An 11,982-nucleotide genomic window follows, 5' to 3' on the forward strand; every position below is an offset into this window, starting at 1 on the left:
AGGGCCGGGAGGCCGGTCGGGACCGGGCCCCCGGCCGGTTCGCGTCACTTTAGTCCACGGTCCGCCGCGGCGGGTGAACCGGCCCGCGCCCGGTGTGGCCCGCCCGAACCGAACCCGCGAAAGCCGCGAATCACCCGGTCGGCGGCCTCCCCCGCGACCTTGTGGGTTAGCTCACAACAAGCCCCGTTGACGTTCTTTGTCCCTCCTCACGCCCTGCCCCCACCGGCTGTGACCACTAACGTCGTAGCCATGACGACTTCCGCGCACCTGCCCACCGAGTCCACCGCCCCGGCGTCCGGCGCCGGCTCCGTCACCGACCGGCTCGTCGAGGCCAACCGTCGCTACGCCGCCGGCTTCACCGACCCCGGCATGGACGCCCGTCCCGTCCTCCACGTCGCCGTCGTGGCCTGCATGGACGCCCGCCTGGACCTGCACAAGGCCCTCGGCCTGGAACTCGGCGACTGCCACACCATCCGCAACGCCGGCGGTGTCGTCACCGACGACACCATCCGCTCGCTCACCATCAGCCAGCGGGCGCTCGGCACCCGCAGCGTCATACTCATCCACCACACCGGGTGCGGTCTGGAGAACCTGACCGAGGACTTCCGGCACGAGCTGGAGGACGAGGTCGGCCAGCGCCCCGCCTGGGCCGTCGAGGCCTTCCGGGACGTCGAGCAGGACGTCCGCCAGTCCATGCAGCGGGTCCGTACGAACCCCTTCCTGCTGCACAAGGACGATGTGCGAGGCTTCGTCTTCGACGTGCACACGGGACTCCTGCGCGAGATCGATCCCGCCTCTTGAGTGACACAAGGCCGTAGCGCCGTCAACAATGCGGGAGGAACGCCCCCGGGAACCCTTCCGGTCCGGCGTCCGTGTTTCGGGGTGGGCCGGTCATGCGCAATGGGCGTCGGCCCGGGGAAAGGGCCGAGGAGAACCTGGTGACGACCTATGACGACCGTGCGAGCCTCGCGGATCTGACCACGACGGCGGAACGCGTCCGCCGTTCCGTGGAGAGCGTGATCGAGGGCAAGCCCGAGGTCGTACGGATCGCGCTGACCGTGCTGCTGGCCGAGGGCCACCTGCTGATCGAGGACGTGCCCGGGGTCGGCAAGACGATGCTCGCCAAGACCCTGGCGAAGTCGATCGACTGCTCGGTCCAGCGCATCCAGTTCACGCCGGACCTGCTGCCCTCCGACATCACCGGGGTCAGCATCTACGACCAGCAGCGCCGCGAGTTCGAGTTCAAGCCCGGCGCGATCTTCGCGCAGATCGTGATCGGCGACGAGATCAACCGCGCCTCGCCCAAGACCCAGTCCGCGCTGCTGGAGTCGATGGAGGAGCGCCAGGTCACGATCGACGGCACGACGTACGAGCTGCCGACGCCGTTCATGGTGGTCGCCACCCAGAACCCGGTGGAGATGGAGGGCACCTACCCCCTCCCCGAGGCCCAGCGCGACCGCTTCATGGCCCGGGTCTCCGTCGGCTACCCCAGCCCCGACGCCGAGCTGCAGATGCTCGACGTGCACGGCCGGGTCTCCCCCCTCGACGACCTCCAGGCCGTCGCGCACGCCCACGACATCGTGAAGCTGATCGAGGCCGTGCGCGAGGTGTACGTCGCCGACCCGGTCCGCCGCTACGTCGTCGACCTGGTCGCGGCCACCCGCCACCACCCCGACCTGCGCCTGGGCGCCTCGCCCCGCGCCACCCTGCACCTGCTGCGCGCGGTCAAGGCGAACGCCGCGCTGACCGGCCGGGACTACGTGCTCCCCGACGACGTCCAGGCCCTGGCGGGCCCGGTCCTCGCCCACCGGCTGCTGCCGACCGCGCAGGCCCAGCTGGCCCGGCGCACCGCCGAGCAGGTCGTCGGCGAGATCCTCCAGCGCACCCCGGTCCCGAGCGCCGTACGCGGCGAGCAGCCGCCCGGCGCGGGCGTCCGGGGCTTCTGATGAGCGCCGGTGCCCCTGGCGGTGCCGGCCGTGAGGGCGGTCTGCGCGTGGCCCTGTCCGGGCTCACCACGCGCGGCCGCTCCTTCCTGGCCGCCGGCGTCGCCGCCACCGTGTGCGCGTACGTACTGGGCCAGAGCGACCTGCTGCGGGTCGGGCTGCTGCTCGCCGTCCTGCCGCTGATCTGCGTCTACGCGCTGCACCGCACCCGCCACCGGGTCACCGGCAGCCGCCGGCTGACCCCGCTGCGGGTGGCGGCCGGCTCCGAGGCCCGGGTGCAGCTGCGCATGGACAACGTCTCGCGGCTGCCCACCGGGCTGCTGATGCTCCAGGACCGGGTGCCGTACGTGCTGGGGCCGCGGCCCCGCTTCGTGCTGGACCGGGTGGAGCCGGGCGGCCGCCGCGAGGTGTCCTACCGGGTCCGCTCCGACCTGCGCGGACGCTATCCGCTGGGCCCCTTGCAGCTGCGCCTGAACGATCCGTTCGGGCTGGTCGAGCTGACCCGCTCGTTCAGCACCTACGACACCCTCACCGTCGTCCCGCGCACCGAGCCGCTGCCGCCGGTCCGCCTGACCGGCGAGTCCTCCGGCTACGGCGACGGCAACCAGCGCTCGCTGGCGCTGGCCGGCGACGACGACGTGATCCCGCGCGGCTACCGCTACGGCGACGACCTGCGGCGCGTGCACTGGCGCTCCACCGCCCGCTACGGCGAGCTGATGGTGCGCCGCGAGGAGCAGCCGCAGCGGGCCCGGGCCACGGTGCTGCTGGACACCCGGCGGCTGGCCTACGTGGGCGCGGGTCCCGACTCGGCGTTCGAGTGGGCGGTGTCGGCGGCCGCCTCCACACTGGTGCACCTGCTGGAGCGCGGCTTCTCGGCACGGCTGCTGACGGACACCGGCAGCCCGGCGCCCGGCGAGGCGGCGGGCGGCTTCTCGGCCGGCGGCCAGGAGGCCGCGGAGGCGGCCGGGCTGATGATGGACACCCTCGCGGTGGTCGGGTTCTCCGACGGCGCGGGCCTGTCGCGGGCGTACGACGCGGTGCGCGGCGGCAACGAGGGGCTGCTGATCGCCTTCTTCGGCGACCTGGACGACGTACAGACGGAGCTGGCGGCCAAGCTGCGCCGGCGCAGTGGCGGGGCGCTGGCCTTCGTGCTGGACTCCGCGGCCTGGACCGGTCTGCCGCCGGCAGCGCCGGGGGTGCTGCCGGTGGAGGAGCGGCTGCGGCGGCTGCGCCACGCGGGCTGGACGGCGCTGGCGGCGCCGCCCGGGGTCGCCTTCGGGGAGCTGTGGCGCATGGCGGGCAACGCGCCCACGGGCACGGGAACTTCCGGAGGACGCTCATGAGCGGGCGGGCGAGACTGACACTGTTCGCGCTGCTGGCGACGGTGCTGACCGCGGGTGCGCTGGTGCCGCTGGTGCGCCCGGCGACCTGGCTGCTCCAGGCGGTGCTGCTGCTCGCCGTGCAGAGCGGCGTCGGCGCGGTGGCCCGGCGGGTGCCGCTGGCACGGTCGCTGACGATCTCGGCGCAGGTGCTGGTGAGCCTGCTGATACTGGCGCTGCTGTTCGCCGGGGAGGGCCGGGCCGGTGGGGACGGGCTGCTGTCGTACCTGCTGACCGACTTCGGCGCGCTGTTCCAGCAGGGCGTCCAGGACGTCTCGGAGTACGCGATGCCGGCGCCGCTGACGCCCGGGATCCGGCTGCTGCTCGTCTCCGGGGTGCTGCTGATCGGCCTGCTCGTGGACATGCTGGCGGTGACGTTCCGGACGGCGGCCGCCGCCGGACTGCCGCTGCTCGCGCTGTACTCGGTGGCCGCGGGGCTGGCCGGGGGCGACGGCGCCTCGTGGGCCTGGTTCGTGGCCGCGGGCTGCGGCTACCTGCTGCTGCTCCTGGCCGAGGGCCGGGACCGGCTGACGCAGTGGGGCCGGGTCTTCGGGGCCGCCACGCGCGCCCCGGGCGGCGCGGCCGGCCCGGCCGGTGCTTCCGCCGCCGGCCGGCCGCTGGCACCCGTACGGACGGGGCGGCGGATCGGCGCGGTGGCGCTGGGGCTCGCGCTCGCGGTGCCGGCCGCCCTGCCCTCGCTGGGCGGCGGGCTGCTGAACGAGACGGGAGCGGGCGGCGAGAACGGCTCCGGCACGGGCGGCGGCGGGACGATCTCGGCGGTCAACCCGCTGGTGTCGCTGCAGAACAGCCTGAACGCGCAGGACAACCGGATGGTGCTGCGCTACCACACGGACAACAAGCAGGTCACCGACCAGTACCTGCGGATCCTCGCGCTCGACGAGTTCAACGGCGTCAAGTGGGAGGCCTCCGGCCGCAGCCTGTCCGACGTGCCCCGGCCGCTGCCGAAGGTGCCGGGCCTGGGCGACCAGGTGCGCCTGACCGCGACCGAGGTGACCACCACCATCTCCGCGGCCAACAACTACGGGCAGCGCTACCTGCCGATGCCGTACCCGGCCACCCAGGTGGAGATCCCCGGGCGCTGGCGGTTCGAGCAGGCCGGGCGGACGCTGATCGGCGACCAGACGGGCAAGGACAAGTTCCAGACCGTGCAGGGCGCGCAGTACACCGTACGGAGCCTGCAGCTGCGGCCCACGGCGCAGCAGCTGGCGGCGGCGCCGCAGCCCTCCCCGGCGATCCTCGGCGAGTACACCAAGCTGCCGGAGAACCTGCCGGCGGTGGTCTCGGATCGGGCCCGCGAGATCACCAAGGGGGCCCAGGACAACTACGCCAAGGCCGTGAAGCTCCAGGACCACTTCGCCGTGAGCGGCGGCTTCCGGTACGACACCACCGTGCAGTCGGGGACCGGTTCGGGCGCCATCGAGCGCTTCCTCGCCGACAAGGAGGGGTTCTGCATCCACTTCTCCTTCTCCATGGCGGCGATGGCCCGGACCCTGGGCATCCCGTCGCGGGTGGCGGTCGGCTTCACGCCCGGCAACCGGCAGCCGGACGGCAGCATGATGGTCACGATGCGCGACGCGCACGCCTGGCCGGAGCTGTACTTCGAGGGCGTCGGCTGGACCCGCTTCGAACCGACGCCCAGGATCGGCACCGCACCGGACTACACGCTGACCGAGGTACCCACCGCGCAGCCGTCCGCGCCGGCGGCGATGCCCTCGCAGAGCGCGCAGGCACCGGCCCCGGCGGCCTCGCAGTCGGCGGAGTGCCCGCCGGAGCTCAAGCGGCTCGGCGAGTGCGGCGGCCCGGCCGCCCAGGCGGACGCCGGAGCGGGCGGCGGCGGGCCGTCGGCCGGGCTGGTGCTGGGCTGGGTGGCGGCGGCCGTGCTGCTGGTGGGCCTGCCGCTGCTGCCGCTGCTGTGGCGCGGCCGGCTGCGCACGCGCCGGCTGGCCTCGGGCGACGTGCTGACGGTGTGGCGCGAACTCGGTGACGCCGCCTGGGACGTGGGCATCGCGCCGGACGGGGCGCTCTCCCCGCGCGGTGCGGCCGAGCGGATCGTGACGCTGGGGCAGCTGGAGACGGACGCCGCGGAGGCGGTGCACCGGGTGGCGGGCGCGGTGGAGCGGTCGCTGTACGCCCCGCCGGGGGCGGCCATCGCGTACGAGGGCCTGGCCGCGGACGTCCTGCTGGCCCGGGCCGGCCTGCTGGCGGGCGTGAGCGGGCGCGCGCGGCTGCGCGCGCTGCTGCTGCCGCGGTCGGGGGCCCGGGTCGGCCGGGCCCTGTCGGCCCGCCGCGCGGAGCTGACGGAGGCGCTGTCGGCACGGCTGGCCACCCTGCGGGAACGGCTGCCGCGGCTGCCGCAGCTGACGGCGCGCGGGCGCGGGCGCGGCTAGGGTCTGTCCGGCGGGTCGGGGCCTCGGCCATGATCCGCCGGAAGCGCAGGACGCCGGTGCGGCGGGATTCGGTCGTCCGAGCCCCGCCGCACCGGCGTCCTGTTGTTTCCCCCGTGCCGGACGAGGGACCCGGCCCGCTCCGCGGCCCCGTGTCCGCGGTGCGGGCCGAGCGCCCCTGTCCGTTGCTCCCAGTCTGCTGTTCGCGCAGGTCGGAGCCATCCGTACGGGTACTCATCCGCACGGCTAGGTACGGATACCTAGTGCCGTGGCCGGAAAGGCCGCGGCACCAGTTCTACGCCCCCGCGGGGGCGCGGCGGCACCGCCGACCGGGGGTCAGCGGCTGCCGCTGACCCGGCCGCGCAGGAGCAGCGACAGCGCCGAGTGGACGTCGTCCAGCGAGCGCTCGCTCTGGAAGGACTGCCAGTCGAGCGCGGCCACCAGCACCATGCCGACCAGCGCGGCCGCGGTGAGCGGCACGTCGATCTCGGCGCTGAGCTCGCCGCGCTCGACGCCCTCGCGCAGCACCGTCTCGACGACGGCCACCGCCTCGCGCCGCACCACCATGAGCGTGGACTGCCAGGCCCGGTTGGTGCGCCAGAGCTCGGCGACGTACAGCTGGGTGAAGGCCGGGTAGCGGTCGATGAAGACCAGGCCGGCCCGGATCATCTCGTCCAGGGCCTCCACCCGGGTGCCACCGCGGGCCTCGGTCTCCTCGGCGGCCGTGCGCAGGGATGCGGTCAGCAGGCCCACTCCGTGCCGCAGCAGCTCCTCGAAGAGCTCGGTCTTGCTCGCGAAGTTGTAGTAGACGGTGCCCTTCGCGACGCCCGCGCGCTCGGCGATCTCGTCGACCGTGGTGGCGGAGAAGCCCTGCTCGGCGATCAGGGTGACGGCCGCTTCGTAGAGCTTCTGGCGCGTGGCCCGCCGTCGGGCGGTACCGGTGCTGCTGCTGTCCATGGCGCTGATTGTCACAGGTCCCTACAGGCTCAGTTCGGGGTGCAGTCGGTCCATGGTCCACACCTGCTTGCCGCGGGCGGCGAGCGCGGTGAGGGCCAGCGCCCCGACGGTGAAGGCGGCCAGGACGGCGCAGCCCTGCCAGACGGCGGTCAGGTCGCCGCCGGTGATGAGCCGGCGCAGGCTCTCCACGACGTACGACATCGGCAGGTAGGGGTGGATGGCGTTGAAGAAGCCGGGGCTGGTCTGGACGGGGTAGGTGCCGCCGGCCGAGGTCAGCTGGAGCATCAGCACGGCCAGGACCAGGATCCGGCCCGCCGCGCCGAACTTGGCGTTCAGCCACTGCACCATCGCCGCGAAGCAGCCGGTGACCAGCGCCAGGAAGCCGATGGTGGCGGCCGGGTGGGCCATCTCCAGGCCGAGGCCCCAGTGCAGGACCGACATCAGCATGGCCACCTGGGCGACGCCGAGGGAGGCCACCGGCAGCCAGCCGGCGAGCGCGATCCGCCAGGGCGAGGCGCCGGAGGCGAGGGCGCGCCGGTTGAGCGGGGTGATCAGCATGTACGCGACCATCGCGCCGACCCAGAGGGAGAGCGGGATGAAGTACGGGGCGAAGCCGGTGCCGTAGTTGGGCGCCTGGTGCAGGGACTGGTTGGCGAGCTTGATCGGGTCGGCCATCACCTCGGTGCGGGCCTCGCGCTGCTGCTGGTCGTAGTCCGGGATCTTGCCGACGCCCTCGTGCAGGCCGTCGGCGAGGTCGCGGTTGCCGTCGACGAGCTTGAAGATGCCGCCGTCGAGGCTGCGCGCGCCGTCGCCGAGCTTGCCGACACCGGTGTCGATCTTGGCGGAGCCGCCGGTGGCGGAGCCGATGCCGGTGTGCAGTTTGACCATGCCGTCGGCGACCTGCTGGGCGCCGCTGTTGAGGGCGTTGACCTGCTTGACGGCCGCGTCGATGTCGCTGCCGAGCCCGGGGGCCGCCTTGACCAGCTTGCGGGCCTTGTCCTCCAGGTCGGTCAGCTGCTTGCGCAGCTTGTCGAGGTCGCCGCCGGAGCCCTTGACCAGGGTGTTGACGTCACCGGCGAGGACGGCGGCCTCGGCCGCGGCGTCCTTGAGCTTCTTCAGCTCGGGGCAGGTGGCCGGCGCCGACTGGCCGGCCGCCGGGGTCACGCAGGTCTTGGTGTAGGTGGTGGCGGCGAGGTCGGACACGCCGCGCGTCGCGGTGGCGGCGCGGGGGGCGTTCTTGGCGAAGGTGTCGAGGTGGTTGCGGACGACGCCGGCGGTGTCGGCGACCAGCTGGGCGGAGTCGACGATGGTCTGCGGGTTGTCCCTGATGAACGGGCCGGCCTTGTCGGCGACGCCGCCGACCTTGTCGGCCAGCCGCTGGGTGCCGTTCGCGACGTCCCGGGAGCCCTTCTCCAGTTTGCCCGCGGCGGTGTCGAGGGACCGCAGGCCCTCGGTGAGCTCGCCGGTCTTCTCCTTGGCGGTGTCCAGGCCCTCGGCCAGGTCCCGCGCGCCCTCCTTGGCCTTGCCCGCGCCGTCGGTGAGCTTGTCGGCGCCGTCGGCGGCCTCGGCGGTCTTGTCGTGCAGGTCGGAGAAGGAGACGAAGATCTTGTCGAGGAAGCCGCGGGAGGCGTTGGCGGAGGCGGCCGCGCGGACCTCGGAGAAGACGGTGCGGGAGATCGAGCCGACGACGTAGTTGTTCGCGTCGTTGGTGCGGACCTGGAGCGCGCCGGTGGTGGGGTCGTCGGTGGAGCTGGAGGCGATCTTCTCGCTGAAGTCGGCGGGCATGGTCAGGGACAGGTAGTACGTCCCGTTCTCCAGCCCCTCGGCCGCCTCGGCCGCGCTGACCTCCCTCCAGTCGAAGGTCTTGCTGTCGTGCAGCTTCCTGGTGATCTCGTCACCGGCCGTGAGGCGGTTGCCGTCGACGGTGGCGCCCCGGTCGGCGTTGACGAGCGCGACGGGCACCTTGTCGAGACGGCTGTACGGGTCCCAGAACGACCACAGGTACAGGGCTCCGTAGAGCAGCGGCAGCAGGAGCAGCGCCACGAGCGCGGCCCGGGGCAGCTTCCCCCGCCCGAACCGCTTCAGCTCAAGCGCGGCCAGCTTCGGCGAGCGCATCGTCCGCCCCCTTCGTGTGCGTGTCGTCGTCCGTGTGCGTGCCGTCGTCCGTGTGCGTGCCGTCGGCGGCCGTGTCGTCCGCCGGGCGGGCGGCGTCCTGCTCCGGTGCGGCCGCCGGAACGGTGGAGCCCCCCGGCTCCACCGGCCCGTCGGCCGCACCGGCCGCGGTGGCCGGGGCCGCGGTGGCCGGGGCCGCGGTCCGGACGACCAGCGCGCCGGCCGGGGCCTCGCTGCAGACCGCCAGGACGGTCGTACCGCCGTCGGCGATGCGCCGCAGCAGCTCCCAGGCCTCGGCGCGTTCGGCGTCCGAGAGCTTGAGGTCGGTGTCGTCCAGGGCCAGCAGGGCCGGCCGGCCCAGCAGCGCGATGGCCACCGACAGCCGCAGGGACTCCATGCGCTCCAGGTCGCGCACCGAGGTGCGCGGGCCCTTGGGCAGGGTGTCGAGGTCCAGGCCGGCAGTGGCCAGGGCCGCCTCGATCCGGGCCCGGGTGGCGGCGGCGCGGTCGGCCGGCCGGCGCAGCAGGGCGCGGACCGGGCCGCCGTAGCGGCGCTGGAGCAGCGCGCCCTCACGCAGCTGTTCGGCGACGGTCAGGGCCTGGTCGAGGTCGGTGACCCCGGGGACCGGGCCGAGGGCGGCGATCCTCCGGACGGCCGCCATCTTCTTGGGCAGCCGGTGGCCGCCGGTCTCGGCGTGGCCCTCGGTGGCCTTCATCCGGCCCGTCAGCGCGAGCAGCAGGCAGGTCCGGCCGCTGCCCGAGGGGCCCTCGACGGCGATGAGGGAACCGGGTGCGGCGTCGAAGCCGATGCCGCGGAACGCCCAGCCCCGCGGGCCCTTGAGTCCGAAGTCCACGGCCGTGACGGCCGCACCTCCCCCGGCCGCCGCCGGGAGGCGCCCCGAGCTGTCCACGCGCCCTCCCCTTCGTTTTGAACTGACTGGTCAGTTCAAAAACCTAGCATCCCCGGTGACCACCTCCGCGCACCCGGGGGCAGTTGACCGAAAGGAACCGAAAAACCGCAGGTCAGGCGGATTGTCAGTGGTGTCGGTCACGATGAGGAGAGCGCAACTCGACAGAACGCAACGACAGGAGGTTCGTCATGGCCACACCGTCCCCGTCCCCTGTCCACCCCGTCCTGCGGAAGTCCTCGGCTCCGCCGGCCGCCCTCGACCTGCTCGCCAAGGCCCGTCGCGGCCTGGACGAGGCCGCCCTTCTGGACCGGCCCAACGAGCGGTATGCCACCGCCCACCTCGCCGCCCTGCGCACCGCCGCGGCCGTCCTGGCCGCCCGGGCCCGCCCCGAGCCGGTCGCACCACGCCGCCGGCCGCGCATCCGCAGCGCGTGGGAGGTGCTCCCGGAGCTGGCTCCGGAGCTCGCCGAATGGAGCGCGCTGTTCGCCTCGGGAGCCGCCCGGCGGGCCCGGGCCGAGGCCGGGATACCCGACGCGGCGAGCGGCCGGGACGCGGACGACCTGCTGCGCGCCGCCTCGATGTTCCTGCGCCTGGTGGAGCGGATGCTCGCCCTCCAGCCGGCCCTCCCCCAGCCACGTCCGGATCACCCGGACGCGGGATGACGGGCTCGGCCGCGGGAGGCAATAGGGTGGGACGACAGCACGTGTGACCCACCCTTTCCGCGCCGAGGAGCCATCAGCCGTGTCGGACACTTCCCGCCCCCGTGCCTCCCTCCGCACCGCCGTGGTGTGGGAGGTCCTCAAGGAGGCCCTCGACCGCCGGGTGAAGGCGACCGGGCGGGATGTCCTGGACGTGCTGGACACCGGCGGCGGCACCGGCAAGTTCGCCGTCCCGGTGGCCCGGCTCGGCCACCGTGTGACCGTGGTCGACCCCAGCCCGAACGCGCTGTTCGGGCTGGAGCGCCGGGTCTCCGAGGAGGGCGTGGCCGATCTGGTCCGCGGGGTGCAGGGCGATGCCCAGGGCCTGCTGGACGTCGTCGAGCGCGAGGCGTACGACGTGGTGATCTGCCACGGCGTGCTGGAGTACGTCGACGACCCGGCCGAGGGCGTGGCCAACGCCGTCGCGGCGCTGCGCCCCGGCGGCACGCTCAGCCTGCTCGGCGCCGGCATCGGCGGCGCGGTCCTGGCCCGCGCCCTGGCCGGGCACTTCACCGAGGCGCGCACCGCGCTCACCGACCCGGCGGGCCGCTGGGGTTCCGGCGACCCGGTGCCGCGCCGCTTCACCGCCGACCAGCTCGGCGAACTGGTCTCGGGGGCCGGCCTGGAGGTCGGCGCGGTGCACGGCGTACGGATCTTCGCGGACCTCGTGCCCGGCGTGCTGGTCGACACCGAGCCGGGGGCGGCCGCGGCCCTGCTCCGGCTGGAGGAGGCGGCGGCCGAGCTGCCGGCCTTCCACGCGGTGGCCACGCAACTGCACGTGCTGGGCGAGAAGCGCGCCTGAACTGCGGCGCTGTCGCGGATGGAGTGGGCCACAGACCCCCCGCGCGGGGCCCGGGCCCCGTATGATCGAGGGACGTGTACCGGCATGGTGGACCGGTCATTGGGGAATAACCGCCTCAGCGACCGCCCGCACGACGGTACGGTTTGGCGCAGTGCCAGTTGTTGAGCAGTACCAGTTGTTGAACCGTGGCTGTTGAAAACGTGGCTGTTGAAAAACGTGGCGTAGAGGGGCGGGTTTCACGGGGGCGATTCCCTGCCTATCCTGAAGGGGACCCCCGGTCGCTCCCCCCGCGACCGACGGATGAGGAGGACTCCCGTGCCGCTCTCGGAGCACGAGCAGCGAATGCTCGAGCAGATGGAGCGAGCGCTGTACGCCGAAGATCCCAAGTTCGCGACAGCGCTTGAGGGAAGCGGGCTGCGTACGTACACCCGGCGACGGGTCTACCAGGCGGTCGCAGGCTTCCTGGTGGGTATCGCGCTCCTCATGACCGGAATGGTCCTCGCGCCCGGCGGGCTCTGGATCAGCGTGGTGGGCTTCCTCGTCATGCTGGGCTGCGCGGTCCTCGCCGTCACCGGATGGCGCAAGGCGCCCAAACCCGGCGAACAGCCCTCCTCCGGCAATACCGGCGGACCGGCTCGCGGCCGCAACCGGCAGCGCCGGTCGATGATGAACCGTATCGAGGAGCGGTGGCAGCGCCGCCGCGACGAACAGGGGCACTGAGCCCCGCAGGCCAGAGGTGAGGGGACGGTCGCACCGCGACCGTCCCCTCACCCGTT

At 73.7% G+C, this 11,982-nt stretch carries 10 protein-coding genes; 7 read left to right on the top strand and 3 right to left on the bottom strand.

Features of this window, described 5'->3' with window-relative positions; genetic code table 11:
• Nucleotides 1-249 precede the first annotated feature (249 nt).
• From ACIPXB_RS11845 to ACIPXB_RS11860, 4 genes are all read left to right on the top strand, one after another.
• Nucleotides 250-801 (top strand): beta-class carbonic anhydrase, encoded by a 552-nt coding sequence (locus ACIPXB_RS11845; RefSeq protein ID WP_401447781.1) that lies wholly within the window; start codon nt 250-252, stop codon nt 799-801.
• Nucleotides 802-938: 137 nt separating this feature from the next.
• Nucleotides 939-1,946 carry an AAA family ATPase gene (locus tag ACIPXB_RS11850; protein ID WP_401447783.1) on the top strand — a complete coding sequence of 336 codons (1,008 nt, stop codon included), beginning with the start codon at nt 939-941 and terminating at the stop codon, nt 1,944-1,946.
• Nucleotides 1,946-3,286: a DUF58 domain-containing protein gene (locus tag ACIPXB_RS11855; protein ID WP_401447785.1), complete on the top strand. Its 1,341-nt coding sequence runs from the start codon at nt 1,946-1,948 to the stop codon at nt 3,284-3,286. Before ACIPXB_RS11850 ends, ACIPXB_RS11855 begins: the two co-directional genes overlap by 1 nt.
• A complete protein-coding gene (locus ACIPXB_RS11860; RefSeq protein ID WP_401447787.1) occupies nt 3,283-5,730 on the top strand; it encodes a transglutaminaseTgpA domain-containing protein in 2,448 nt (815 codons plus the stop codon). Before ACIPXB_RS11855 ends, ACIPXB_RS11860 begins: the two co-directional genes overlap by 4 nt.
• Before the next feature lie 333 nt (nt 5,731-6,063).
• On the opposite strand, the gene ACIPXB_RS11865 is transcribed toward ACIPXB_RS11860, so the two are convergent.
• The 3 genes from ACIPXB_RS11865 to ACIPXB_RS11875 are packed head-to-tail and all read right to left on the bottom strand — an operon-like array spanning nt 6,064 to nt 9,706.
• A complete protein-coding gene (locus ACIPXB_RS11865; protein ID WP_401447789.1) occupies nt 6,064-6,684 on the bottom strand; it encodes a TetR/AcrR family transcriptional regulator in 621 nt (206 codons plus the stop codon).
• Between the two features lie 21 nt (nt 6,685-6,705).
• A complete protein-coding gene (locus tag ACIPXB_RS11870; protein ID WP_401447791.1) occupies nt 6,706-8,799 on the bottom strand; it encodes a YhgE/Pip family protein in 2,094 nt (697 codons plus the stop codon).
• A complete protein-coding gene (locus ACIPXB_RS11875; RefSeq protein WP_401447794.1) occupies nt 8,771-9,706 on the bottom strand; it encodes an ATP-binding cassette domain-containing protein in 936 nt (311 codons plus the stop codon). The genes ACIPXB_RS11870 and ACIPXB_RS11875 overlap by 29 nt, the downstream gene beginning before the upstream one ends.
• A gap of 188 nt (nt 9,707-9,894) precedes the next feature.
• On the opposite strand from ACIPXB_RS11875, the gene ACIPXB_RS11880 reads away from it, so the two are divergent.
• From ACIPXB_RS11880 to ACIPXB_RS11890, 3 genes are all read left to right on the top strand, one after another.
• Entirely contained in the window at nt 9,895-10,368 is a 474-nt protein-coding gene (locus ACIPXB_RS11880; protein WP_401447796.1) for an SAV_6107 family HEPN domain-containing protein, read from the top strand.
• 79 nt (nt 10,369-10,447) lie between these two features.
• Complete coding sequence (locus tag ACIPXB_RS11885) at nt 10,448-11,206, top strand: class I SAM-dependent methyltransferase (protein WP_401447799.1); 759 nt, start codon at nt 10,448-10,450, stop codon at nt 11,204-11,206.
• 315 nt (nt 11,207-11,521) lie between these two features.
• Nucleotides 11,522-11,926, top strand: coding sequence for a DUF3040 domain-containing protein (locus ACIPXB_RS11890; RefSeq protein ID WP_401447801.1), 405 nt, complete (start codon nt 11,522-11,524; stop codon nt 11,924-11,926).
• Nucleotides 11,927-11,982 lie beyond the last annotated feature (56 nt).

Origin of the sequence: Streptomyces sp. NPDC090022, from assembly GCF_044748145.1 — a bacterium.
Taxonomy (GTDB): Bacteria; Actinomycetota; Actinomycetes; order Streptomycetales; family Streptomycetaceae; genus Streptomyces.

Coding starts and splice junctions, on each gene's coding strand:
- ACIPXB_RS11845 (WP_401447781.1), top strand. CDS start 250: ATGACGACTTCCGCGCACCTGCCCACCGAGTCCACCGCCCCGGCGTCC.
- ACIPXB_RS11855 (WP_401447785.1), top strand. CDS start 1,946: ATGAGCGCCGGTGCCCCTGGCGGTGCCGGCCGTGAGGGCGGTCTGCGC.
- ACIPXB_RS11860 (WP_401447787.1), top strand. CDS start 3,283: ATGAGCGGGCGGGCGAGACTGACACTGTTCGCGCTGCTGGCGACGGTG.
- ACIPXB_RS11865 (WP_401447789.1), bottom strand. CDS start 6,684: ATGGACAGCAGCAGCACCGGTACCGCCCGACGGCGGGCCACGCGCCAG.
- ACIPXB_RS11870 (WP_401447791.1), bottom strand. CDS start 8,799: ATGCGCTCGCCGAAGCTGGCCGCGCTTGAGCTGAAGCGGTTCGGGCGG.
- ACIPXB_RS11880 (WP_401447796.1), top strand. CDS start 9,895: ATGGCCACACCGTCCCCGTCCCCTGTCCACCCCGTCCTGCGGAAGTCC.